Source organism: Halomonas alimentaria (assembly GCF_009902005.1).
In the GTDB taxonomy this organism is placed as follows: Bacteria; Pseudomonadota; Gammaproteobacteria; order Pseudomonadales; family Halomonadaceae; genus Halomonas; species Halomonas alimentaria.
In genome coordinates this window covers 386,207-407,312 of sequence record NZ_WUTT01000001.1, presented here as the reverse complement: position 1 = coordinate 407,312, position 21,106 = coordinate 386,207, and the positions used below count along the sequence as shown (strand labels likewise).

30 protein-coding genes are annotated in these 21,106 nt (G+C 65.1%); 5 read left to right on the top strand and 25 right to left on the bottom strand.

Annotation, left to right across the window (positions count from 1 at the left end; all coding sequences use genetic code 11):
- The 4 genes from GRB96_RS01970 to fabB all read left to right on the top strand — a co-directional run bounded on the left by GRB96_RS01970 (position 1) and on the right by fabB (position 3,632).
- Positions 1-1,272: a class I SAM-dependent methyltransferase gene (locus GRB96_RS01970; protein ID WP_338073998.1), complete on the top strand. Its 1,272-nt coding sequence runs from the start codon at positions 1-3 to the stop codon at positions 1,270-1,272.
- Positions 1,265-1,789, top strand: a complete 525-nt coding sequence (locus GRB96_RS01965) for a DUF2878 domain-containing protein (RefSeq protein WP_161430201.1) — start codon at positions 1,265-1,267, stop codon at positions 1,787-1,789. Before GRB96_RS01970 ends, GRB96_RS01965 begins: the two co-directional genes overlap by 8 nt.
- Before the next feature lie 96 nt (positions 1,790-1,885).
- Positions 1,886-2,401, top strand: a complete 516-nt coding sequence (gene fabA / locus GRB96_RS01960; RefSeq protein ID WP_161430200.1) for a 3-hydroxyacyl-[acyl-carrier-protein] dehydratase FabA — start codon at positions 1,886-1,888, stop codon at positions 2,399-2,401.
- A gap of 13 nt (positions 2,402-2,414) precedes the next feature.
- A complete protein-coding gene (gene fabB / locus GRB96_RS01955) occupies positions 2,415-3,632 on the top strand; it encodes a beta-ketoacyl-ACP synthase I (protein ID WP_161430199.1) in 1,218 nt (405 codons plus the stop codon).
- 116 nt (positions 3,633-3,748) lie between these two features.
- Here the strand turns inward: fabB and GRB96_RS01950 are convergent, their stop codons facing one another.
- From GRB96_RS01950 to GRB96_RS01935, 4 genes are all read right to left on the bottom strand, one after another.
- Positions 3,749-4,498, bottom strand: coding sequence for a lysophospholipid acyltransferase family protein (locus GRB96_RS01950; RefSeq protein WP_161430198.1), 750 nt, complete (start codon positions 4,496-4,498; stop codon positions 3,749-3,751).
- Positions 4,495-5,382 carry a sugar nucleotide-binding protein gene (locus tag GRB96_RS01945; RefSeq protein ID WP_161430197.1) on the bottom strand — a complete coding sequence of 296 codons (888 nt, stop codon included), beginning with the start codon at positions 5,380-5,382 and terminating at the stop codon, positions 4,495-4,497. Before GRB96_RS01945 ends, GRB96_RS01950 begins: the two co-directional genes overlap by 4 nt.
- Positions 5,383-5,422: 40 nt before the next feature.
- Positions 5,423-6,070 carry a single-stranded DNA-binding protein gene (gene ssb / locus GRB96_RS01940; protein WP_161430196.1) on the bottom strand — a complete coding sequence of 216 codons (648 nt, stop codon included), beginning with the start codon at positions 6,068-6,070 and terminating at the stop codon, positions 5,423-5,425.
- A 143-nt stretch (positions 6,071-6,213) separates the two neighbouring features.
- Positions 6,214-7,602, bottom strand: a complete 1,389-nt coding sequence (locus GRB96_RS01935; protein ID WP_161430195.1) for an MFS transporter — start codon at positions 7,600-7,602, stop codon at positions 6,214-6,216.
- A 175-nt stretch (positions 7,603-7,777) separates the two neighbouring features.
- Between GRB96_RS01935 and uvrA the strand changes: the two genes are divergently transcribed.
- Entirely contained in the window at positions 7,778-10,639 is a 2,862-nt protein-coding gene (gene uvrA / locus GRB96_RS01930; protein WP_161430194.1) for an excinuclease ABC subunit UvrA, read from the top strand.
- A 237-nt stretch (positions 10,640-10,876) separates the two neighbouring features.
- Here uvrA and rplQ read toward each other — a convergent pair whose 3' ends face one another.
- The 21 genes from rplQ to rpsC all read right to left on the bottom strand — a co-directional run bounded on the left by rplQ (position 10,877) and on the right by rpsC (position 21,105).
- Positions 10,877-11,266 carry a 50S ribosomal protein L17 gene (gene rplQ, locus GRB96_RS01925; RefSeq protein WP_161430193.1) on the bottom strand — a complete coding sequence of 130 codons (390 nt, stop codon included), beginning with the start codon at positions 11,264-11,266 and terminating at the stop codon, positions 10,877-10,879.
- Positions 11,267-11,305: 39 nt separating this feature from the next.
- Complete coding sequence (locus GRB96_RS01920) at positions 11,306-12,304, bottom strand: DNA-directed RNA polymerase subunit alpha (protein WP_161430192.1); 999 nt, start codon at positions 12,302-12,304, stop codon at positions 11,306-11,308.
- An 86-nt stretch (positions 12,305-12,390) separates the two neighbouring features.
- On the bottom strand, positions 12,391-13,011 hold the full coding sequence (rpsD, locus tag GRB96_RS01915) for a 30S ribosomal protein S4 (protein WP_161430191.1): 621 nt from the start codon (positions 13,009-13,011) through the stop codon (positions 12,391-12,393).
- 12 nt (positions 13,012-13,023) lie between these two features.
- Positions 13,024-13,410, bottom strand: coding sequence for a 30S ribosomal protein S11 (rpsK, locus tag GRB96_RS01910; RefSeq protein ID WP_132044117.1), 387 nt, complete (start codon positions 13,408-13,410; stop codon positions 13,024-13,026).
- A gap of 39 nt (positions 13,411-13,449) precedes the next feature.
- Entirely contained in the window at positions 13,450-13,806 is a 357-nt protein-coding gene (gene rpsM, locus GRB96_RS01905; protein WP_161430190.1) for a 30S ribosomal protein S13, read from the bottom strand.
- A gap of 125 nt (positions 13,807-13,931) precedes the next feature.
- Positions 13,932-14,045: a 50S ribosomal protein L36 gene (gene rpmJ / locus GRB96_RS01900; RefSeq protein ID WP_031384759.1), complete on the bottom strand. Its 114-nt coding sequence runs from the start codon at positions 14,043-14,045 to the stop codon at positions 13,932-13,934.
- A gap of 72 nt (positions 14,046-14,117) precedes the next feature.
- Positions 14,118-15,449: a preprotein translocase subunit SecY gene (secY, locus tag GRB96_RS01895; RefSeq protein WP_132044113.1), complete on the bottom strand. Its 1,332-nt coding sequence runs from the start codon at positions 15,447-15,449 to the stop codon at positions 14,118-14,120.
- Positions 15,450-15,884 (bottom strand): 50S ribosomal protein L15, encoded by a 435-nt coding sequence (rplO, locus tag GRB96_RS01890; protein ID WP_161430189.1) that lies wholly within the window; start codon positions 15,882-15,884, stop codon positions 15,450-15,452.
- Positions 15,885-15,887: 3 nt separating this feature from the next.
- On the bottom strand, positions 15,888-16,070 hold the full coding sequence (rpmD, locus tag GRB96_RS01885; RefSeq protein ID WP_132044109.1) for a 50S ribosomal protein L30: 183 nt from the start codon (positions 16,068-16,070) through the stop codon (positions 15,888-15,890).
- A gap of 5 nt (positions 16,071-16,075) precedes the next feature.
- Positions 16,076-16,576: a 30S ribosomal protein S5 gene (rpsE, locus tag GRB96_RS01880; protein ID WP_161430188.1), complete on the bottom strand. Its 501-nt coding sequence runs from the start codon at positions 16,574-16,576 to the stop codon at positions 16,076-16,078.
- A gap of 11 nt (positions 16,577-16,587) precedes the next feature.
- On the bottom strand, positions 16,588-16,938 hold the full coding sequence (rplR, locus tag GRB96_RS01875; protein WP_161430187.1) for a 50S ribosomal protein L18: 351 nt from the start codon (positions 16,936-16,938) through the stop codon (positions 16,588-16,590).
- Positions 16,939-16,947: 9 nt separating this feature from the next.
- Positions 16,948-17,478 (bottom strand): 50S ribosomal protein L6, encoded by a 531-nt coding sequence (rplF, locus tag GRB96_RS01870; protein ID WP_161430186.1) that lies wholly within the window; start codon positions 17,476-17,478, stop codon positions 16,948-16,950.
- A gap of 9 nt (positions 17,479-17,487) precedes the next feature.
- Positions 17,488-17,880, bottom strand: a complete 393-nt coding sequence (gene rpsH, locus GRB96_RS01865; protein ID WP_161430185.1) for a 30S ribosomal protein S8 — start codon at positions 17,878-17,880, stop codon at positions 17,488-17,490.
- Between the two features lie 29 nt (positions 17,881-17,909).
- Positions 17,910-18,215, bottom strand: coding sequence for a 30S ribosomal protein S14 (gene rpsN, locus GRB96_RS01860; RefSeq protein ID WP_161430184.1), 306 nt, complete (start codon positions 18,213-18,215; stop codon positions 17,910-17,912).
- Between the two features lie 11 nt (positions 18,216-18,226).
- Positions 18,227-18,766 (bottom strand): 50S ribosomal protein L5, encoded by a 540-nt coding sequence (gene rplE, locus GRB96_RS01855; RefSeq protein WP_161430183.1) that lies wholly within the window; start codon positions 18,764-18,766, stop codon positions 18,227-18,229.
- 18 nt (positions 18,767-18,784) lie between these two features.
- Positions 18,785-19,099: a 50S ribosomal protein L24 gene (gene rplX / locus GRB96_RS01850; protein WP_161430182.1), complete on the bottom strand. Its 315-nt coding sequence runs from the start codon at positions 19,097-19,099 to the stop codon at positions 18,785-18,787.
- Positions 19,100-19,113: 14 nt separating this feature from the next.
- A complete protein-coding gene (gene rplN / locus GRB96_RS01845; protein WP_027962358.1) occupies positions 19,114-19,485 on the bottom strand; it encodes a 50S ribosomal protein L14 in 372 nt (123 codons plus the stop codon).
- Between the two features lie 39 nt (positions 19,486-19,524).
- Positions 19,525-19,785 carry a 30S ribosomal protein S17 gene (rpsQ, locus tag GRB96_RS01840; protein WP_023007543.1) on the bottom strand — a complete coding sequence of 87 codons (261 nt, stop codon included), beginning with the start codon at positions 19,783-19,785 and terminating at the stop codon, positions 19,525-19,527.
- Position 19,786: 1 nt separating this feature from the next.
- Entirely contained in the window at positions 19,787-19,978 is a 192-nt protein-coding gene (rpmC, locus tag GRB96_RS01835; protein ID WP_161430181.1) for a 50S ribosomal protein L29, read from the bottom strand.
- Entirely contained in the window at positions 19,978-20,391 is a 414-nt protein-coding gene (gene rplP / locus GRB96_RS01830; RefSeq protein WP_023007545.1) for a 50S ribosomal protein L16, read from the bottom strand. The genes rpmC and rplP overlap by 1 nt, the downstream gene beginning before the upstream one ends.
- Before the next feature lie 15 nt (positions 20,392-20,406).
- A complete protein-coding gene (rpsC, locus tag GRB96_RS01825) occupies positions 20,407-21,105 on the bottom strand; it encodes a 30S ribosomal protein S3 (RefSeq protein WP_161430180.1) in 699 nt (232 codons plus the stop codon).
- Position 21,106 lies beyond the last annotated feature (1 nt).

Below are 21,106 nucleotides of genomic sequence, written 5' to 3'. Positions count from 1 at the left end.
GTGAACACGCTGCGCTCAGCCACCGCCCCCCGTCCCCTGACGGACGATGCCGACCGCCTGACCCGCTGGCTACGCCCGCGCCTGCTGGCCGAGCTGGACCGCCTGGAGGGCGGCACGGTCACCCTGATCGAGGGGCACCGCCGGCACCGCCTGGGCAAGGGCGGGCCACTCACGGTCACCCTGGTGGTGCGCGACAGCCGGGCGTGGAAACGCCTGGCGCTGGGCGGCACCGTGGGGGCGGCGGAGTCCTACATGGACGGTGACTGGGATGCCGATGACCTGGTCGCCCTGGTGCGGCTGTTCGCCGCCAACCTGGAGCGGGTCAACGGCGAGATCGAGACCGGCACCGCCCGCCTGGGTCGCTGGCTGCTGGCAGCCCTCTACCGCCTGCAACGCAACAGCCTCTCGGGGTCGCGGCGCAACATCTCGGCTCACTACGATATCGGCAACGAGCTGTTTGCCACCTTCCTGGACCGCGACCACCGCATGTACTCCAGCGCCGTCTTCCCCTACCCCGAGGCGAGCCTGGAGGAGGCCTCCACCTTCAAGCTGGACATCATGCTCGAGCGGCTCGACGTGCGCGCCGAACACCACCTGCTGGAGATCGGCACCGGCTGGGGCGGACTCGCCATCCACGCGGCGAAGACCCGCGGCTGTCGGGTCACCACCACCACCATCTCCGATGAACAGTACGCCCATACCGCGCAGCGCATCGAGGAGGAGGGCCTGGGCGAGCGCATCACCCTGCTCAAGCAGGACTACCGCGAGCTGGAGGGGCGCTACGACCGACTGATCTCCGTGGAGATGATCGAGGCGGTGGGCCATCAGTATCTGGAGACCTATCTCGCCACCCTGGACCGGCTGCTCACCGACGACGGCCTGGCGATGCTGCAGGCGATCACCATCCGCGACCAGCGCTTCGAGGCCGCCAAGCGCGAGATGGACTTCATCAAGCGCCATATCTTCCCGGGCGGCTTCCTGCCCTCCCATCACGCCATCCTGCGTGGCCTGACCCGAAGCACCTCGCTCAATGTGCTGGCCCTCGACGAGATCGGCCCGCACTACGCTCGCACCCTGCGCGAGTGGCGCCAGCGTTTCGAGGCCAGCCTGGAGAGGGTGCGCAACCTGGGCTACGACGAACGCTTCATCCGCATGTGGCGATACTATCTCTGCTACTGCGAGGGGGGCTTCCTGGAGCGCACCATCGGCACCTGCCACCTGTTGCTGGCCAAGCCCGGCGCCCGCCCCGCGACGCTCACCGGCAATGCCTGAGGCGGATCGACGGCGCTCGACGCCGCGCCTGGTGGCCAACCTGCTCGCCTTCGAGGCGGGCTGGCTGGCCTGCGTGCTGGGCGGCAGCCTGGTGGGCGCCGCCGCGGCCGGCCTGATTCTTGCCGCCCACCTGCGCTGGCAGGCCTGGCCAGGCGAGTGGCGCTGGCTCGTCGGTTTTGCGCTGCTGGGCCTGGCAGTGGACGGCGGCCTGACCCTGGCCGGCGGCTTTCAATTCCACACCGACACCCTCGCCCTGGGACTGCTGCCGCCCTGGCTATGGCTGCTGTGGCCACTGTTCGCTACCCTGCTGCACCACTCCCTGGCATGGCTCTGGTCACGCCCCTGGCTCGCCGCCCTGGGTGGCGCCATCAGTGGCCCGGCCTCCTACTACGCCGGCGCGGCGCTCGCCGGCGTGACCCTCGCCCCCTGGCTGCTGCCGGCCCAGGCGCTGGTCTGGGCCGGCCTCTGCCTGTGGCTATGCCGACGCCTGAGCGGCCGCCTCCCCTACCAACGCTGAGGTCATGAAGGCCTGGACACTGCCAGCTGGCGTGCATTCCCCCTGCACGGACAGTAGACTAGGCCACTAACAACATTCGACTCTCGGAAAGACTCAGTGATCAAGCAACACTCCTTCGACCGCGATGAACTGCTGGCCTGCTCGCGAGGCGAGCTGTTCGGCCCCGGCAATGCCCAGCTGCCGGCCCCCAACATGCTGATGCTCGACCGCATCACCTCCATCACCGAGGAGGGCGGTGAGCACGGCAAGGGCGAGCTGCTCGCCGAGCTCGATATCACCCCCGAGCTGTGGTTCTTCGACTGCCACTTCCCCGGCGACCCGGTGATGCCCGGCTGCCTGGGCCTGGATGCCATGTGGCAGCTGGTGGGCTTCTACCTGGGCTGGCTCGGCCATCCCGGCCGGGGCCGTGCCCTGGGCTGTGGCGAGGTGAAGTTCACCGGCCAGATCCTGCCGGACGCCTCGAAGGTCACCTACCGTATCAATATCAAGCGCATCATCACCCGGCGCCTGATACTCGGCATGGCCGACGGCACCGTTGCCGTCGATGGCCGCGACATCTACCAGGCCAACGACCTTCGCGTCGGCCTGTTCACCTCCACCGCGAACTTCTGACCAGGAGGCTTCCATGCGACGAGTGGTAGTCACCGGCCTGGGCATCGTCTCCTGCCTGGGCAACGACCGACAGCAGGTTCTAGAGGCGCTCAAGGAAGGGCGCTCCGGCATTCGCTTCAAGGAGGAGTACGCCGAGCGGGGCTTCCGCAGCCAGGTGGCCGGCGTGGTCGATATCGACCTCGACGCCCTGGTCGACCGCAAGCTGCGCCGCTTCATGGGCGACGCCGCGGCCTACGCCTATGTCAGCATGGCCCAGGCCATCGAGGACTCGGGCCTGGCCCCGGAGATGGTCTCCAACGAGCGCACCGGCCTGATTGCAGGCTCTGGTGGCGCCTCCAGCGCCAATCAGGTGGAGGCCGCCGACGTGATGCGCGAGAAGGGGCTGCGCCGCGTGGGACCCTACCGGGTCACCCGCACCATGGGCAGTACCGTCTCCGCCTGCCTGGCCACGCCATTCAAGATCAAGGGCGTGAACTACTCGATCTCCTCGGCCTGCGCCACCTCGGCGCACTGCATCGGTAACGCCGTGGAGCAGATCCAGATGGGCAAGCAGGACGTGGTCTTCGCCGGTGGCGGCGAGGAGGAGCACTGGACCCTCTCCTGCCTGTTCGACGCCATGGGCGCCCTCTCCACCCACTACAACGATACCCCGGACAAGGCCTCGCGCCCCTATGACCAGGCCCGCGACGGCTTCGTCATCGCCGGCGGTGGCGGCATGCTGGTGCTCGAGGAGCTGGAGCACGCCCGGGCCCGCGGCGCCAAGATCTACGCCGAGGTGACCGGCTACGGCGCCACTTCCGACGGCCACGACATGGTCGCCCCCTCGGGCGAGGGCGCGATGCGCTGCATGCGCCAGGCCATGGCCACCGTGGACGGCAAGATCGACTACATCAACACCCACGGCACCTCGACGCCGGTAGGCGATGTAGCCGAGCTCAAGGCGATCCGCGAGGTATTCGGCGATACCACTCCGGCGATGAGCTCCACCAAGTCGCTGACCGGCCACTCCCTGGGCGCCACCGGCGTGCAGGAAGCGATCTACTCGCTGCTGATGATGGAGAACGACTTCATCGCCGCCTCGGCCAATATCGAGACCCTCGACGAGCAGGCCGACGGCTTCGATATCGTGGCCCAGCGTCGCGACGGGGTGAAGATCGAGCGCGTGCTCTCCAACAGCTTCGGCTTCGGCGGCACCAACGCCTGCCTGGTGCTGGAAAAGCTCCGGGACTGACCACTCGCGTCAGCTCGAGTCGTAACGCAAGAGGCGCCCATCGGGGCGCCTCTTGCGTTGGTGGGCCTGGACCTGCGCCTCGGGTACGAACCACCACGCGCGGTGCCCTGATGAACTCAGGCCGGCTCCCGCGCCTCGTCACGCACCGGACGCGGTACCTCGGAGATCTCCGCCAGGGTCGCCTCGATCCACGCCTCGGTCTCGGCCAGCACCTCCTCCGGCGTTCGCCCTGCGGTCTCGATGGGCTCGCCCACCACCAGCGTCAAGCGTCCCGGATTCTTCACCCAATGGCGGCCCGGCCAGCGCTCGCCGGCGTTGTGGGCCACCGGCACCACCGGCACCCCGGCACGACAGGCGATCACCGCCCCGCTCTTGTTGTAACGCTTGCGGCTGCCAGGAGCGACCCGAGTGCCCTCGGGGAAGATCAGCACCGACAGCCCCTCCTCCAGGCGCCGCTTGCCCTGGGTGAGCACCTGCTTGATGGCCCGGGAGGGGCGTGAACGATCCAGGGCGATGGGGTGCAGCAGCCGCAGGCCCCAGCCGAAGATCGGCAGATTCAGCAGTTCCTTCTTGAGCACCGTGCACACCGGCGGATGCAGCAACTGCAGGTAGACGGTCTCCCACTCGGACTGGTGGTTGGCCAGTATCACGCAGGGCCCGGCGGGCAGATGCTCTCGCCCGCGAAATTCATAGCGCACCCCGACCACCAGGTGGAACCAACTGATGATGAAGTGGTTGTAGAGGTTGAGCAGCCGATAGCGGGAACCGAGCGGCAGGAAGGGCGCAGGCGGCAGGAAGAGCACGCCGCACACCAGCATGGCGGTGAAATAGCCCAGGTAGAAGAGCAGGCTGCGCAGCACGTTCATGACCCGCTCTCCTCCTCGCCACATGCCGGGGTGTTGGCCCGGCACCAGGCGTCCAGCATGTTGCTCAGCTCCAGCCGCCAGGGCTTCTGGTGCACGCCGAACACCTCCAGCACCCGCCGACAGTTGAGCACGCGGCGCAGCGGATGGTCGTGATGGTGGTGCAATGCGCGCAGCGTGCCCAGTTCGCGATGATCGCCGCGCCCCTCGAGGCGAGTGGCCAGTTGGGTACGCACCACCGAGACGAAGGTATAGACGCTCACCGGCTCGGTGCCGGCCAGGTGGTAACTTCCCCAGGCATCGGCACCACACTGCTGCTGCTGCAGCATGCCGATCAGCGCCAGGGCCACCGCATCCGCCGAGGTCGGGCAGCAGGTCACGTCGGCCTCGCCGCGTACCTCCCCGGCGGTGATCAGGGTATCGATCAGCTCGTTGAGCCAGGCGTGACTCCCCTCCAGGGCGAACAGCGGCCCCAGCCGGACGATCAGGTGATGCGGATGCTCGGCGCGGATCCGGTCGCCGGTGGCCACCAGCCGCCGCAGGCTCTCGTCACGGGGCCGCGGAATCACGTGCTCGTCGATGGGCTCGGCGAAACCATCCTCGTAGAGCTGGTCGGAGACGCACCACACCAGCGGGATATCCGCCTGGCGGCACGCCTCCAGGCAACGCTCCACCGCCTCGGCGTGGGCCGTCACCTCCGCCGGCGCGGCGACGATCGGCCGCGACAGCGGCGGAATCACCAGGGCATCCGGCGCCACCTCCGCCAGCCAGGCGGGATCCAGCTCCAAGCCCTCCTCGATGGTGAGCTCGGTATCCGAGCGGCGGTTGGCCTCCCGGGCCAGGGCCAGGCTCAGGCAGTGGCCGGCATCCAGTACCAGCAGCTTCACGCGCGCACCTCCCTCGGCATGCCGTCAGCGAAACGACGAATCAGAACGGGATCTCGTCGTCGAAGTCGTCGAAGCTGCCCGGGTCGGGCGCCCCGAAGTTGCCGCCCTGCTGCTGGCCGCCGCCGGGCTGGCCGCCCTGGGCAGGACGCTGCGGGGGCTGCTGGGCAGGCTGCTGCGGGGGACCCTGCGGCGCTCCACCACCGAAGCCACCGCCCTGCTGGGGTGCCCCGCCCGGCTGCCCACCTCCCTGGGGCTGGCCACCATAGCCGCCCTGCTGAGGCTGGCCGCCATAGCCACCCTGCTGGGGCTGACCACCCGCAAAGCCGCCGCCCTGGAAGTCACCGCCGCCGCCGCGGGAGTCGAGCATCTGCATGTCGTTGACCACGATCTCGGTGGTGTAGCGATCCTGCCCGTCCTGCCCCTGCCACTTGCGGGTCTGTAGGCGGCCTTCGACATAGATCTTGCTGCCCTTCTTGAGATACTGCTGGGCGATCTCGGCGGTCTTGTTGAACAGCACCAGGCGGTGCCACTCGGTACGCTCCTGGCGCTGGCCACTCTGGCGGTCCATCCAGGTATCGGTGGTGGCCAGGTTGAGGTTGGCGATGGCAGTGCCGGAGGGGCTGAAGCGCACCTCGGGATCCTGCCCCAGATTGCCGATGAGGATGACCTTGTTGATGCCACGGGCCATGAGGGACTCCTTGTGATCTTGAATACGATGTCTTGAGTACGTTGTCTTGAGCACAGCGCCATGGATGCGCTGTCATGCATGCATCGTGTCGCGGGCCGGGGCCGCCGCCTGGCGCCCCGCGCCATGAAGTGAAGGGCACGCCGTCAGGCGTGCTCCCTTCCCGTATCGATCAGTCTTGCCAGCGCCTCCTCGTCGAGGCGTTGGCGATCCACCTTGAGATAGGCCAGGCGCTCCTCGGGGACGATCAGCACGTCCTCCACGCCGGCCACCTCGGCGAACCTGGCCATCTGGGTCTCCAGGGCATCATCGCCGTGATCGTCGTCGAGTGCCACCACCTCGCTGACCAGATGCGGCGGCTGACGCATGCCCACCATTACCGCCAGCCAGGCCGCGGTCAACGCGGCGGCACCCAGGAACACCGCCGGCAGCCCCCACTGCTGGGAGAGCGCCCCGCCGAGCACGCCGCCCAGAAAGGCCCCCAGGAACTGGCTGGTCGAGTAGACCCCCATGGCGGTGCCCTTGGCCCCGGCCGGGGCCAGCTTACTGATCATCGACGGCAGCGTGGCCTCGAGCAGGTTGAAACCGATGAAGTAGAGCAGCAGCCAGCCGAGCAGGCCCCATAGCCCGGCGCCGGCCCAGGTCATGCCCAGCAGGCTGGCCAGCATCGCCGTGATGGCCAGCAGGCACATCGCCTTCATCTGCCGACGCTTCTCGGCGACCACCACCAGCGGCACCATGCCGACGAAGGCCAGCAGCATCACCCCCAGGTAGGCCAGGCCGTGACGCTCGGTGGGGAGCCCCGCGTCGAGCAGCCGGAACGGCACCGCGACGAAGATCGCCATCAGCACCAGATGCAGGGCGAAGATCGAGAGGTCCAGACGCAGCAGGTCGGGCCGACCCAGGGTGCGGCCCAGCTGAGCGCGGTCGATGCCCACGTCGCGGTGACGCAGGCGACGCGGCGCAGGGGGCACCAGCCGCCACAATACCGGCAGCCCCAGGGCAGCCAGAGCAGCGGTGAACCAGAACACCCCGGAGAGGCCGAAGTGGCTCGCCACCAGCGGCCCCAGCACCATGGCCACGGCGAAGGCTACGCCGATGGAGAGGCCGATGGTGGCCATGGCCGCGGTGCGCACCTGTTCACGGGTCTGGTCGGCAAGCAGCGCCATGATCGCTGCGGCCACCGCGCCGCTGCCCTGCAGGCAGCGGCCGAGGATCACCCCGCCGATGGTGTCGGCCATTGCCGCCACCACGCTGCCCAGCAGGAACAGCAGGAGGCCGCCCGCGATCACCGGCTTGCGTCCCAGGCGGTCGGAGAGCAGCCCGAAGGGGATCTGCAGGGTGGCCTGGGTCAGGCCATAGATACCCAGCGCCAGCCCCACCAGCAGTGGCGTGGCACCGGCCAGGTCGTCGGCATACAGCGCCAGGACCGGCAGCACCATGAACAGGCCCAGCATGCGGGTGGCGTAGAGACCGGCCAGACCGGTGATGGCGCGCCGTTCGGCGGGGAGCAGCAGCCCGGAGACCTTGCGCATAGACGTAGCGAATCTTCCCTGGAGGGGCGCCAAGCGCCCAGGAGTGGACCGCCTATTCTAGCGGTTTGCCACCTGCCGGGGAAAGCCGGCATCCACGACCGCTTTGCCGCCGCCGGGAGCCGGCCCGTATAATCGATCTTTTGCCGCGCTCTTTTGCCGAGCTCATGAGGTGGGAATGGACAGGATTCTGGTCAGGGGTGCGCGCACCCACAACCTGAAGAATATCGACGTCGAGCTGCCCCGCGACAGGCTGATCGTGGTCACCGGGCTCTCCGGCTCGGGCAAGTCATCGCTGGCCTTCGACACGCTCTACGCCGAGGGGCAGCGTCGCTATGTGGAGTCGCTCTCCACCTATGCCCGCCAGTTCCTGTCGATGATGGAGAAGCCCGACGTCGACCATATCGAGGGACTCTCGCCGGCGATCTCCATCGAGCAGAAATCCACCTCCCACAACCCACGCTCCACCGTGGGCACCATCACCGAGATCTACGACTACCTGCGCCTGCTGTTCGCCCGCGCCGGCACCCCGCGCTGCCCCGAGCACGGCGAGGACCTCGAGGCCCAGACCGTCTCCCAGATGGTCGACCAGGTGCTGGCACTGCCCGAGGGCAGCAAGCTGATGCTGCTGGCCCCGGTGGTCAAGGGACGCAAAGGGGAGCACCTGCAGCTGCTCGCCGAGCTGCGCGCCCAGGGCTTCGTGCGCGCCATGATCGACGGCCAGGTGCTGGAGCTCGACGACATTGCCCCGCTGGAGAAGACCCGCAAGCACGACATCAGCGTGGTGGTGGATCGCATCAAGGTGCGCGAGGGGCTGCAGCAGCGCCTGGCGGAGTCCTTCGAGACGGCGCTGGGCCTCGCCGACGGCGTCGCCATGGTCCACTTCATGGACGGCGAACAGGAGGACATCGCCTTCTCGGCACGCTTCGCCTGCCCGGTGTGCGGCTACTCCATCGCCGAGCTCGAGCCGCGCATGTTCTCCTTCAACAACCCCGCCGGCGCCTGCCCGACCTGCGACGGCCTGGGGGTACAGCAGGTGTTCGACCCCGACAAGCTGATCAGCCACCCGGAGCTCTCCCTGGCCGAAGGCGTGATCAAGGGCTGGGACCGGCGCAGCGTCTTCTACTTCAACCAGCTCCAGGCGGTAGCCGACCACTACCGCTTCACCCTGGAGACACCCTGGCAGGAGCTGGCTCGTCACGAGCGTGAGGTGATCCTCCACGGCAGTGGCCACGACAACATCGCCTTCCACTACGTCAACGATCGCGGCCGCAAGGTGACCCGGGAGCACCCCTTCGAGGGCGTGCTGCCCAACCTGCAGCGCCGCTACCGCGAGACCGAGTCGAGCATGGTGCGCGAGGAGCTCGCCCGCTACATCGCCGTGCAGCCCTGCCCGGCCTGCGAGGGCAGCCGCCTGCGCAAGGAGTCACGCCACGTCTACATCGACGAGCACACGCTGCCGGAGATGGTCCGCCTGCCCATCGGCGAGGCCTGGCGCTACTTCAAGGAGCTCGAGCTACCTGGGCGTCGCGGCGAGATTGCGGTGAAGATCGTCAACGAGATCCATGCCCGGCTGGAGTTCCTGGTCAACGTGGGCCTCGACTACCTCAACCTGGAGCGCAGCGCCGAGACCCTCTCCGGTGGCGAGGCCCAGCGCATCCGCCTGGCCAGCCAGATCGGTGCCGGCCTGGTTGGGGTCATGTATATCCTCGACGAGCCCTCCATCGGCCTGCACCAGCGCGACAATGACCGCCTGCTGCAGACCCTCGAGCGCCTGCGCGACCTGGGCAACACCGTGATCGTGGTAGAGCACGACGAGGACGCCATCCGCGCCGCCGACCACGTGCTCGACATCGGCCCCGGCGCCGGGGTCCACGGCGGCCGGGTCATCGCCCAGGGGACCCCCACGGAGGTCATCGCCAACCCCGAGTCGCTCACCGGTCAGTACCTCGCCGGGACCCGGCGCATCGAGGTGCCACCCTGGCGCATCCCCGGCAACCCGGAGAAGCTGGTGCGCCTGACCGGTGCCCGCGGCAACAACCTCCAGGATGTCACCCTCGAACTGCCGCTGGGGCTGTTCGTGTGCGTCACCGGTGTCTCCGGCTCCGGCAAGTCGACACTGATCAACTCGACCCTGATGCCGATCGCCGCCCGCGAGCTCAACCACGCCACCAGCCTGACGCCGGCGACCCACGATGGCATCGAGGGCCTCGATCAGCTCGACAAGGTGATCGACATCGACCAGAGCCCCATCGGGCGCACGCCGCGCTCCAACCCGGCTACCTATACCGGCATCTTCACGCCGATCCGCGAGCTCTTCGCCGGCACCCAGGAGGCGCGCTCGCGGGGCTACAAGCCCGGTCGCTTCTCCTTCAACGTCAAGGGCGGGCGCTGCGAGGCGTGCCAGGGCGAGGGCATGATCAAGGTGGAGATGCACTTCCTGCCCGACATCTACGTGCCCTGCGACGTCTGCAAGGGCAAGCGCTACAACCGCGAGACCCTGGAGATCGCCTACAAGGGCAAGAGCATCGACGAGGTACTGGGGATGACCGTGGAGGAGGCCCTGGAGTTCTTCTCGCCGGTACCGGCCATCGCCCGGCGCCTGCAGACCCTGCTCGACGTGGGCCTCTCCTACATCCGCCTGGGACAGAGCGCCACCACCCTCTCGGGCGGCGAGGCCCAGCGCGTCAAACTGGCCCGGGAACTGGCCAAGCGCGACACCGGCAAGACCCTCTATATCCTCGACGAGCCCACCACAGGGCTGCACTTCGAGGACATCCGCCAGCTGCTTACCGTGCTGCACCGCCTGCGCGACCACGGCAACACCATCGTGGTGATCGAGCACAACCTGGACGTGATCAAGACCGCCGACTGGATCGTCGACCTGGGCCCCGAGGGCGGCGGCGGCGGTGGGCGAATCATCGCCGAGGGCACCCCGGAGCAGGTGGCGCGCAACGAGGCCTCCCACACCGGGCGCTTCCTCAAGCCGCTGCTGGAGCGGGCCAAAAACTCACGAAAAGAGACAGCAGGCACGACTTGACGCGACACCGAAGCGAGCGGCGTCGGGGACAGGCCTGGAGGGGGTCCTACGCCAGGGACGGCGTCGGTAGCGCCCAGGGAGGGGTTCACAGCGCCCCCGCTCAGGCCTGTCGCCGAAGGAGCCGCGACTCAGGGACTCCAACAGAATAGTCAGACGCCCCATGAAAAAAACCGGCCCCTTGCGGGAGCCGGTTTTTCTTTACAGCGCTTGCCGTATCGCCGGAAGACCGGCCGAGGATCACTCCTCGGCGGCTTCCTCGTCCTCGACGACCGGACGGTCGACGAGCTCGACGAAGGCCATGGGGGCGTTGTCGCCGGTGCGGAAGCCGCACTTGAGGATACGGACGTAACCGCCCGGACGCTCGACGTAACGCGGACCCAGCTCATTGAAGAGCTTGCCGACCGCTTCCTTCGAGCGGGTGCGGCTGAAGGCCAGACGACGGTTGGCGACGCTGTCCTGCTTGGCCAGGGTGATCAGCGGCTCGATGACGCGACGCAGCTCCTTGGCCTTGGGCAGGGTTGTCTTGATGACCTCATGCTCGATCAGCGACACGCTCATGTTCTTGAACATGGCCTGGCGATGCGAGCTCGTACGATTGAGGTGACGACCACTCTTACGATGACGCATGGTTGTGATTCCTTACCAAACTGGGACTCGAGTCGGCGCTCACGCGGAGGCCTTGTCGTCCTTCAGGCTAGCCGGCGGCCAGTTCTCCAGCCGCATGCCCAGGGAAAGACCGCGTGCTGCCAGAACGTCCTTGATTTCATTCAGGGACTTCTTGCCGAGGTTCGGCGTCTTCAGCAGCTCCACCTCGGTGCGCTGGATCAGATCGCCGATGTAGTAGATATTCTCGGCCTTCAGGCAGTTGGCGCTGCGAACGGTCAACTCGAGATCGTCTACGGGGCGCAGCAGGATCGGATCGATATGATCCTCTTCCTCCTCCACTTCCTGTTCCTTGTCGGCTTCCAGGTCGACGAACGCGGCCAGCTGATCCTGCAGGATGGTCGCGCTGCGACGGATCGCCTCTTCGGGATCCAGTGTGCCGTCGGTTTCTAGGTCAATGATCAGCTTGTCGAGGTCGGTGCGCTGTTCGACACGCGCGGCCTCGACGCTGTAGGAAACACGACGCACGGGGCTGAAGGTCGCATCCAGCTGCAGGCGGCCGATGGCGCGAGATTCGTCGTCGGCACCGACACGTGCATCCGCCGGCTCATAGCCGCGGCCACGCGCCACCTTGAGCTGCATCTTCAGCTCGGCACCCTCGTTGACGTGGGCGATGACGTGGTCGGGGTTGACGATCTCGACGTCATGGTCGAGGGCGATGTCGCCCGCAGTCACGACGGCCGGGCCCTGCTTGTTCAGCGAGAGCACCGCCTCGTCGCGGCTATGCATCTTGATCGCCACGTCCTTGAGGTTCAGGAGGATCTCGATGACATCTTCCTGGACGCCCTCGATCGCGCTGTACTCATGCTCGACGCCGCTGATCTCGGTCTCCACCACGGCACAGCCGGGCATGGACGAGAGCAGGATGCGACGCAGGGCGTTGCCCAGCGTGTGGCCGAAGCCACGCTCGAAGGGCTCGAGCACGATCTTCGCGTGGTGTGCGCTGATCTCTTCGACCTTGATGTCGCGCGGGCGAAGAAACTCTGTCACTGAACGCTGCATATGAACACCTTTCAGGCTGCCAAACGGATACTGGGTACTCTTGGCCTGCCCCCGTCAACGGAGGCAGGCACGGCGCTTGGCACCGCTTACTTGGAGTACAGCTCGACGATCAGGGCCTCGTTGATGTCGGCAGACAGGTCGCCGCGCTCGGGCAGCGCCTTGAAGGTGCCTTCCATCTTCTTGGCATCGACCTCGATCCAGGCCACGTCGCCGCGGTTGGCGGCCAGGGCCAGGGCGTTCTGGATGCGCGCCTGATTCTTCGCCTTCTCGCGAACGGAGACCACATCACCGGGCTTGACCTGGTAGGAAGCCACGTTGACGCTCTTGCCATTCACGGCGATGGCCTTGTGGCTGACCAGCTGCCGAGCCTCGGAGCGGGTCGAGCCGTAGCCCATGCGATAGACGACGTTGTCCAGTCGGGATTCGAGAAGCTGCAGCAACACCTCACCGGTCGCGCCCTTGAGACGGGCCGCTTCCTTGTAGTAGTTGCGGAACTGCTTCTCGAGTACGCCATACATGCGGCGCACTTTCTGCTTCTCGCGAAGCTGCAAGCCGTATTCGGAAATACGCTGACGGCGCTGGCCGTGCACACCCGGAATCTGCTCGGATTTGCACTTCTTCTCGAAGGGAGTGACACCGCTCTTCAGGAAGAGGTCGGTCCCCTCACGACGAGACAGTTTGCACTTCGGTCCAATGTAACGAGCCATGAATCTGTCTCCTTAAACGCGGCGTTTCTTCGGCGGACGGCAGCCATTGTGGGGAATGGGCGTCGCGTCAATGATGCTCTGCACGCGGAAGCCGGCGGCGTTCAGAGCACGCACGGCGGATTCACGGCCAGGACCGGGGCCCTTGACCAGCACGTCGACGTTTTTCACACCATACTCGGCTGCAGCGGTCGCTGCACGCTCGCTTGCTACTTGAGCAGCGAACGGGGTGCTCTTGCGAGAACCACGAAAACCCGAACCACCGGCAGTTGCCCAGGAAAGGGCATTGCCCTGGCGGTCTGTGATCGTAATGATCGTGTTGTTAAAAGAGGCGTGGATATGCGCAACGGCATCCACTACCTGCTTTTTAACCTTCTTGCGATTGCTACGCGGGTTAGCCATGTTGATGATTCTTCCTGTCTTTACGCCAGAACGTGCGTGTTATTTGCGGATCGGCTTGCGCGGGCCCTTGCGGGTACGCGCATTGGTCTTGGTACGCTGACCACGCAGCGGAAGACCACGACGATGACGCAGACCACGGTAGCAACCCAGGTCCATGAGACGCTTGATATTCAGCGTCACATCACGACGAAGGTCACCCTCAACGGTGTACTTGCCAACCTCGGAACGCAGGGTGTCGATCTCTTCAGATGACAGTTCCTGGATCTTGGTGGTCGGCGCGATGCCGGACGCGGCACAGATGTCCTGTGCACGAGTGCGGCCAATCCCGAAGATATAGGTCAGCGAGATCGCCGCATGCTTGTTGTCCGGGATATTGACGCCTGCAATACGGGCCATCAGCTTACTCCGAATATGTGAGCGGCTTGCTCGTTGGGTCTACTACAAAAGGCGCAACAGCATACCCCTTTACCCTGCAGAGGGCAAGGGGCATGCCGGCACCCGGTTCAGTGCAGTACCAGGTATCAGCCCTGGCGCTGCTTGTGCCGCGGCTCCGTGCAGATGACGCGGACGGCGCCATTGCGACGGATGATCTTGCAGTTGCGGCACATTTTCTTCACGGAAGCTCGAACTTTCATCGTTCCATCTCCAAAGTCGGCTAGCGAGGCGACCCCTGCGGGCCGCAACGCGCCAGTTCGACGGGCGGCGCCTCAGCGCATGATGCCGCCGCCGCCGTAGCCTTTCAGGTTGGACTTCTTCATCACCGACTCGTACTGATGCGACATGAGGTGCGACTGCACCTGCCCCATGAAGTCCATTATGACCACCACCACGATCAGCAGCGAGGTACCGCCAAAGAAGAACGGCACATTCCAGGCCACGATCAGGAACTGGGGCATCAGGGAAACCGCAGTGATGTACAAGGCGCCAAACAGGGTCAGACGGGTCATGACCTTGTCGACGTAGCGAGCGGTCTGCTCACCAGGACGAATCCCCGGCAGGAAGGCGCCCGACTTCTTGAGGTTGTCGGCCACATCCTTGGGATTGAAGACCAGCGCTGTGTAAAAGAAGCAGAAGAATACCACCGCCGCGGCAAAAAGCAAGATGTACAGCGGCTGCCCCGGGCCGAGGGCCTGGGACGCGCGCTGCAGCCAGTCGAGTCCGTCACCGGCACCCACCCACTGCCCCAGCGACGCCGGGAACAACAGGATACTGGAGGCGAAGATGGGCGGAATGACACCCGCCATGTTCACCTTCAGCGGCAGGTAACTGCTCTGGCCGGCGTACATCTTGTTGCCGACCTGACGACGCGGATAGTTCACGGTGATGCGGCGCTGGCCGCGCTCGATGAACACCACGAAGGCCACGGTGGCTACGCCCAGGGCCGTAAGGGCCAGCAGCGGCAGGACGTTCCACGCCCCTTCGTTGCGGGCCAGCTCGAAGGCCTGGCCGACGGCGCCGGGCAGGCCCGCCACGATACCGGCGAAGATCAGCAGCGAGATGCCGTTGCCGATTCCCTTCTCGGTGATCTGCTCGCCCAGCCACATCAGGAACACCGCACCGCCCACGAAGGTGACGATGGCGGTGAAATAGAAGCTGAAGTCGGCCGTATAGGCGATGCCCTGGCTGGCCAGTCCCACCGACATGCCGGTGGCCTGGACCAGGGCCAGGGCCACGGTACCGTAGCGGGTGTACTGGCTGATCTTGCGCCGCCCGGCCTCGCCTTCCTTCTTGAGCTGCTCAAGATGGGGCGAGACCGCGGTCAGCAGCTGCATGATGATCGACGCCGAGATGTAGGGCATGATGCCCAGGGCGAAGATACTCATGCGCTCCAGAGCGCCACCCGAGAACATGTTGAACATGCCGAGGATGGTGCCCTGCTGCTCCCTGAACAAGGCAGCGAGCTGGTCAGGATTCATACCGGGCACGGGGATGTGGGCACCGATGCGGTACACCACGATGGCGAGGAGCACGAAGCGCAGACGCGCCCACAGTTCACCCAGACCGCTGCCCATCGCCGGCATTTTTCCTGACTTCGCCATTTAGTCCTCTACCTTGCCACCGGCGGCTTCGATCGCGGCACGGGCACCCTGGGTGACCTTGAGGCCGCGGACGGTAACCGCCTTGTTCAGATCGCCGGAGAGGATCACCTTCGCATGCAGCGTGGCGTCCTTCAGCACGTTGGCCTGCTTGAGGGTCTCGAGGGTGACCTCGTCACCGGCCACCTTGGCCAGTTCTGCCAGGCGCACTTCCTCGGAGACCAGCGACTTCGCGGAAGTGAAGCCGAACTTCGGCAGACGCCGCTGCAGCGGCATCTGACCGCCCTCGAAGCCGGGCTTGACGCTGCCGCCGCTGCGCGACTTCTGGCCCTTGTGGCCGCGGCCGCCGGTCTTGCCCAGACCGGAGCCGATGCCACGACCGACGCGCTTCTCGGCGTGCTTGGAGCCCGGTGCCGGGCTCAGGCTATTGAGTTTCATGGATTACTCTCCCTCAACGCGCACAAGGTAGTTCACCTTGTGGATCATGCCGCGCACGGCGGGGGTATCTTCCAGTTCAACCGTATGACCGATGCGACGCAGGCCGAGGCCCTGAATGGTGGCCTTGTGCTTGGCCAGCACGCCGATGGTGCTGCGGGTCTGGGTAACCTTGATCGTTGCTGCCATGGTGCTCACCCCGTGATCGCTTCGACAGGCATACCGCGCTTGGCGGCAATGTCTTCCGGCGACTGCATGGCGGACAGGCCCCTGACGGTCGCCCGCACCACGTTCACCGGATTGGTGGAGCCGTAGCACTTGGCCAGTACGTCATGGACACCGGCCAGCTCCAGCACGGAGCGCATGGCGCCGCCGGCGATGATGCCGGTACCCTCGGAGGCGGGCTGCATGTACACCTTGGAGGCACCGTGACGGGCCTTGACCGGGTACTGCAGGGTGCCGCCGGAGAGGTGCACCTTGACCATGTTGCGACGCGCCTGGTCCATCGCCTTCTGGATCGCGACCGGCACTTCACGCGCCTTGCCGCGGCCGAAGCCGACACGACCCTTGCCGTCACCCACGACGGTCAGGGCGGTGAAACCGAAGATACGGCCACCCTTGACCACCTTGGCAACACGGTTGACCTGAACCAGTTTCTCCTGGAGGTCGCCGCTTTGCTGTTCGTTCTTCGCCATCGTAAAACCCTTTAGAATTCCAGGCCGCCTTCACGAGCGGCGTCGGCCAGGGCCTTGACGCGGCCGTGGTACTTGAAACCGGCGCGATCGAAGGCTACCTGGGTGATGCCCGCTTCCTTGGCGCGCTCGGCAATCAGCGCGCCAACCTTGGCGGCGGCGTCGGCGTTGCCGGTCGCACCCTCACGCAGATCCTTGTCCAGCGTGGAAGCGCTGGCCAGGACCTTGCCACCATCCGGCGAGATGATCTGCGCGTAGATGTGACGCGGGGTACGGTTGACGCACAGGCGATACACGCCCAGCTCGCGGATCTTGGCGCGAGCGCGGCGGGCACGACGGAGACGAGATTCTTTCTTCGCGTTCATAACCCTGCCTTACTTCTTCTTGGCTTCTTTGCGACGCACCTGCTCGTCGGCGTACCTGACACCCTTGCCCTTGTAGGGCTCGGGCGGACGGAAGGCGCGGATTTCCGCGGCGACCTGACCGAGCGCCTGCTTGTCCGCGCTCTTCAGCACGATCTGGGTGTTCTTCGGCGTTTCCGCCGTGACACCCTCAGGCAGTGTGTACTCGACCGGGTGCGAGAAGCCCAGTGACAGATTGAGCGTCTGGCCCTTGGCCTGGGCACGATAACCGACGCCGATGATTTCGAGGGAACGAGTGAATCCTTCGCTCACGCCGGTCACCAGGTTCTGAACCAGGGCACGGGTAGTACCGGCCATGGCCCAGCTCTTGGCAGACTCGCTGGGGGCGAAGGTCAGCTGACCCTCTTCCTGACCCACCACCACATCGCGGTGAATGGTCAGTGACAGTGTGCCCTGGCCGCCCTTGGCGGTCAGCTGGTCACCGTCGAGCTTGATCTCGACGCCAGCGGGCACTTTAACTGGATATTTGGCTACGCGGGACATTCCAAACTCCTAGAATACGGTGCAGATGACTTCGCCACCGACACCGGCCTTGCGAGCCGCGCGATCGGTCATCACCCCGTTGGAGGTGGTGACGATAGCGATACCCAGGCCATCGGCGACCTTCGGCAGCTCGTCCTTGCCCTTGTACTGGCGCAGGGACGGCTTGGAAACTCGCTGAATGTGCTCGATGACCGGCTTGCCCTCGAAGTACTTGAGGGTCACGGTCAGCTCGGGCTTGGCGCTTTCGGACACCACGAAGTCGTTGATGTAACCCTCTTCCTTCAATACGCGGGCCACCTCGACCTTGAGGCGGGAGGACGGCATGGTGACCGTCTCCTTGGTGGCCATCTGCGCATTGCGGATACGGGTGAACATATCCGCCAGAGTGTCTTGCATGCTCATTTACGTTGCGCTCCTGATTCTTGCGTGGCTTACCAGCTGGACTTCTTGAGCCCGGGGACATCGCCACGCATGGCGGCTTCACGCAGCTTGTTGCGGCCGAGGCCGAACTTGTTGTAGAAGCCGTGCGGACGGCCGGTGATGCGGCAGCGGTTACGCTGACGCACCGGGCTGGAGTCACGCGGCAGCTGCTGCAGCTTCAGCGTTGCCTCGAAGCGCTCTTCGTCGGAAGCGTTCACGTCCTGGATGATCGCCTTGAGCTGGCTGCGCTTGGCGGCGTACTTCTCCACCAGCTTGGTGCGCTTGAGCTCACGCTCTACCATGCTTTTCTTTGCCATGATCCCACCCCTTATTTCTTGAACGGGAAGTTCAGCGCGCTCAGCAGCGCACGACCTTCATCATCGGTGTTGGCGGTGGTGGTGATGGTGACATCCAGACCACGAATCCGGTCGATCTTATCATACTCGAGCTCCGGAAAGATGATCTGCTCACGCACCCCCATCGAGTAGTTGCCACGACCGTCGAAGGACTTCGGGTTGAGACCACGGAAGTCACGAACGCGGGGGATCGCGATATTCACCAGGCGATCGAGGAAGTCCCACATGCGCTCGGAGCGCAGGGTCACCTTGATCCCGATCGGCCAGCCTTCACGCACCTTGAAGCCCGCGATGGACTTGCGTGCCTTGGTCACCATCGGCTTCTGACCGGAGAGCTTCTCCAGGTCACCGATGGCATTGTCGATCAGCTTCTTGTCGCTGGTCGCTTCGCCGATGCCCATGTTCAGAGTCACCTTGGTGATCCGTGGCACCTGCATCACGTTGGCGTAGCTGAACTGCTCTTTGAGTTGAGCCACCACCTCGTTCTGATAACGTTCTTTCAAGTTCGCCATTTTGCTACCCGACTCGCGTTAGGCGTCGATCTGCGTCTGCGTCGACTTGTAGATACGTACCTTGGTACCGTCTTCCTGCACCTGGAAGCCGACGCGATCCGCCTTTCCGGTCTCCTGGTTGAAGATGGCCACGTTGGACGCGTGAATCGGAGCCTCGCGCTCGACGATACCGCCTTGATTACCCGCCATGGGGTTGGGCTTGGTGTGACGCTTGATCATGTTCACACCGGACACCACGAAGCGGTTTTCGAGAACCCGCTTCACCGTGCCACGCTTGCCCTTGTCCTTGCCGGCGATGACGATCACTTCATCGTCACGTTTGATCTTTTGCATAACCGCCTCGCTCCTTACAGCACTTCAGGCGCCAAGGAAATGATCTTCATGAACTTCTCGTTGCGAAGCTCACGGGTCACTGGCCCGAAGATACGGGTGCCGATCGGCTGATCGTTGGTGTTGTTCAACAGAACAGCCGCATTTCCGTCGAAGCGGATCAGCGAGCCGTCGGAACGACGGACACCGCTGCGGGTACGTACCACCACCGCCTTGAGGACCTGGCCCTTCTTGACCTTGCCGCGCGGGATGGCTTCCTTCACCGTGACCTTGATGATGTCACCAACATGGGCGTAGCGACGGTGTGAACCGCCCAGCACCTTGATGCACTGCACCCGGCGCGCCCCGCTGTTGTCGGCGACATCCAGCATTGTCTGAGTCTGAATCATCGGTTTTCTCCAAACCTAATCTGACAGCAGGTGTGGGGCTTAGCCCTTGGCCTGCTCGACCACCTCGACCAGCGTCCAGGACTTGGTCTTGGACAGCGGACGGCACTCCTGGATGGAGACCGTATCACCGGCCTTCGCCTGGTTAGCCTCGTCATGGGCGTGCAGCTTGGTGGAGCGCTTAACGTACTTGCCGTAGATCGGATGACGCACACGGCGCTCGATCATCACGACGATGGACTTGTCCATCTTGTCGCTCACCACCTTGCCGGTGAGCGTACGGGTTTTCTTCTCTTCGGCCATCTCAGTCACCTGCCTTCTCGTTGAGCACAGTCTTCACCCGGGCGATGTCCCGACGAACCTGCTTGAGCAAGTGCGTCTGGCTGAGCTGGCCGGTGGCCTTCTGCATGCGCAGGTTGAACTGCTCGCGGAGGAGTTCGAGGAGCTGATTGTTCAGCTCGTCGACTGACTTTTCACGGATTTCCTGGGCTTTCATCACATCACCGTCCGTTTCACAAAGGTGGTGGAGACCGGGAACTTCTGCGCCGCCAGGCCGAAGGCCTCGCGGGCGAGCTCCTCGGACACGCCTTCGATCTCGTAGAGGATCCGGCCGGGCTGGATCTGTGCGACCCAGTACTCGACGGAGCCCTTCCCCTTACCCATACGGACTTCGAGGGGCTTCTTGGAGATCGGCTTGTCCGGGAACACCCGGATCCAGATCTTGCCGCCACGCTTGACGTGACGGGTGATCGCACGACGACCGGCCTCGATCTGACGGGCGGTGATGCGGCCACGGCCTGTGGCCTTGAGGCCATATTCGCCGAAGCTGACCTTGCTTCCGCGATGCGCCAGGCCACGGTTGCGGCCCTTCTGCATCTTGCGGAACTTCATACGCTTGGGTTGTAACATCGACTCGCTCTCCCCTTACCTGGAACCTTTCTTCTTGGAGGGCGCTGCCTGCGGCTGTTTAGCCTTGGCGCGGACCTCCTCGATGCCCCCGAGGATTTCACCCTTGAAGACCCACACCTTGACACCGATGATGCCGTAGGTGGTCTTGGCCTCGTAGGTGGCGTAGTCGATGTCCGCACGCAGCGTGTGCAGCGGAACACGACCTTCCCGATACCACTCGGTGCGGGCGATTTCCGCGCCGCCGAGACGACCGGAGAGCATCACCTTGATGCCGCCGGCGCCCAGGCGCATGGCGTTCTGCACGGAACGCTTCATGGCACGACGGAACATCACACGGCGCTCGAGCTGGCCAGCGATGTTCTGGGCCACGAGCATGGCGTCCAGCTCGGGCTTGCGAACTTCCTCGATGTTGACGTGCACGGGCACGCCCATCATCGCGGTGACCTCGCGACGCAGCCGGTCAACGTCCTCGCCCTTCTTGCCGATCACGATGCCCGGACGGGCGGTGTGAATGGTAATACGGGCGTTGTTGGCCGGACGCTCGATGGTGATGCGGCTTACGGAAGCGTTCTTCAGACGCTCTTCCAGGAAGCGGCGCACCTCGAGGTCGCTGTTGAGCTTGTCGGCATAGGCGCCGCGCTCGGCGTACCACACCGAGGTATGGTCCTTGACGATACCCAGGCGGATGCCTGTTGGATTGACTTTCTGACCCATC

Excerpts from the sequence above, each read along its gene's own strand:
- GRB96_RS01920 (WP_161430192.1), bottom strand. The coding sequence starts at position 12,304 with ATGCAGCGTTCAGTGACAGAGTTTCTTCGCCCGCGCGACATCAAGGTC.
- fabB (WP_161430199.1), top strand. The coding sequence starts at position 2,415 with ATGCGACGAGTGGTAGTCACCGGCCTGGGCATCGTCTCCTGCCTGGGC.
- rpsC (WP_161430180.1), bottom strand. The coding sequence starts at position 21,105 with ATGGGTCAGAAAGTCAATCCAACAGGCATCCGCCTGGGTATCGTCAAG.
- rpmC (WP_161430181.1), bottom strand. The coding sequence starts at position 19,978 with ATGAAAGCCCAGGAAATCCGTGAAAAGTCAGTCGACGAGCTGAACAAT.
- rplR (WP_161430187.1), bottom strand. The coding sequence starts at position 16,938 with ATGAACGCGAAGAAAGAATCTCGTCTCCGTCGTGCCCGCCGCGCTCGC.
- rplF (WP_161430186.1), bottom strand. The coding sequence starts at position 17,478 with ATGTCCCGCGTAGCCAAATATCCAGTTAAAGTGCCCGCTGGCGTCGAG.
- GRB96_RS01935 (WP_161430195.1), bottom strand. The coding sequence starts at position 7,602 with ATGCGCAAGGTCTCCGGGCTGCTGCTCCCCGCCGAACGGCGCGCCATC.
- rpsD (WP_161430191.1), bottom strand. The coding sequence starts at position 13,011 with ATGGCTCGTTACATTGGACCGAAGTGCAAACTGTCTCGTCGTGAGGGG.
- rplP (WP_023007545.1), bottom strand. The coding sequence starts at position 20,391 with ATGTTACAACCCAAGCGTATGAAGTTCCGCAAGATGCAGAAGGGCCGC.
- rpmD (WP_132044109.1), bottom strand. The coding sequence starts at position 16,070 with ATGGCAGCAACGATCAAGGTTACCCAGACCCGCAGCACCATCGGCGTG.
- ssb (WP_161430196.1), bottom strand. The coding sequence starts at position 6,070 with ATGGCCCGTGGCATCAACAAGGTCATCCTCATCGGCAATCTGGGGCAG.
- rplX (WP_161430182.1), bottom strand. The coding sequence starts at position 19,099 with ATGCAAAAGATCAAACGTGACGATGAAGTGATCGTCATCGCCGGCAAG.
- rpsQ (WP_023007543.1), bottom strand. The coding sequence starts at position 19,785 with ATGGCCGAAGAGAAGAAAACCCGTACGCTCACCGGCAAGGTGGTGAGC.
- rplQ (WP_161430193.1), bottom strand. The coding sequence starts at position 11,266 with ATGCGTCATCGTAAGAGTGGTCGTCACCTCAATCGTACGAGCTCGCAT.
- rplN (WP_027962358.1), bottom strand. The coding sequence starts at position 19,485 with ATGATTCAGACTCAGACAATGCTGGATGTCGCCGACAACAGCGGGGCG.
- rplO (WP_161430189.1), bottom strand. The coding sequence starts at position 15,884 with ATGAAACTCAATAGCCTGAGCCCGGCACCGGGCTCCAAGCACGCCGAG.
- rpmJ (WP_031384759.1), bottom strand. The coding sequence starts at position 14,045 with ATGAAAGTTCGAGCTTCCGTGAAGAAAATGTGCCGCAACTGCAAGATC.
- rpsH (WP_161430185.1), bottom strand. The coding sequence starts at position 17,880 with ATGAGCATGCAAGACACTCTGGCGGATATGTTCACCCGTATCCGCAAT.
- GRB96_RS01965 (WP_161430201.1), top strand. The coding sequence starts at position 1,265 with ATGCCTGAGGCGGATCGACGGCGCTCGACGCCGCGCCTGGTGGCCAAC.
- rpsK (WP_132044117.1), bottom strand. The coding sequence starts at position 13,410 with ATGGCTAACCCGCGTAGCAATCGCAAGAAGGTTAAAAAGCAGGTAGTG.
- rpsE (WP_161430188.1), bottom strand. The coding sequence starts at position 16,576 with ATGGCGAAGAACGAACAGCAAAGCGGCGACCTCCAGGAGAAACTGGTT.
- rpsM (WP_161430190.1), bottom strand. The coding sequence starts at position 13,806 with ATGGCCCGTATTGCAGGCGTCAATATCCCGGACAACAAGCATGCGGCG.
- uvrA (WP_161430194.1), top strand. The coding sequence starts at position 7,778 with ATGGACAGGATTCTGGTCAGGGGTGCGCGCACCCACAACCTGAAGAAT.
- rplE (WP_161430183.1), bottom strand. The coding sequence starts at position 18,766 with ATGGCGAACTTGAAAGAACGTTATCAGAACGAGGTGGTGGCTCAACTC.
- rpsN (WP_161430184.1), bottom strand. The coding sequence starts at position 18,215 with ATGGCAAAGAAAAGCATGGTAGAGCGTGAGCTCAAGCGCACCAAGCTG.
- secY (WP_132044113.1), bottom strand. The coding sequence starts at position 15,449 with ATGGCGAAGTCAGGAAAAATGCCGGCGATGGGCAGCGGTCTGGGTGAA.
- GRB96_RS01950 (WP_161430198.1), bottom strand. The coding sequence starts at position 4,498 with ATGAACGTGCTGCGCAGCCTGCTCTTCTACCTGGGCTATTTCACCGCC.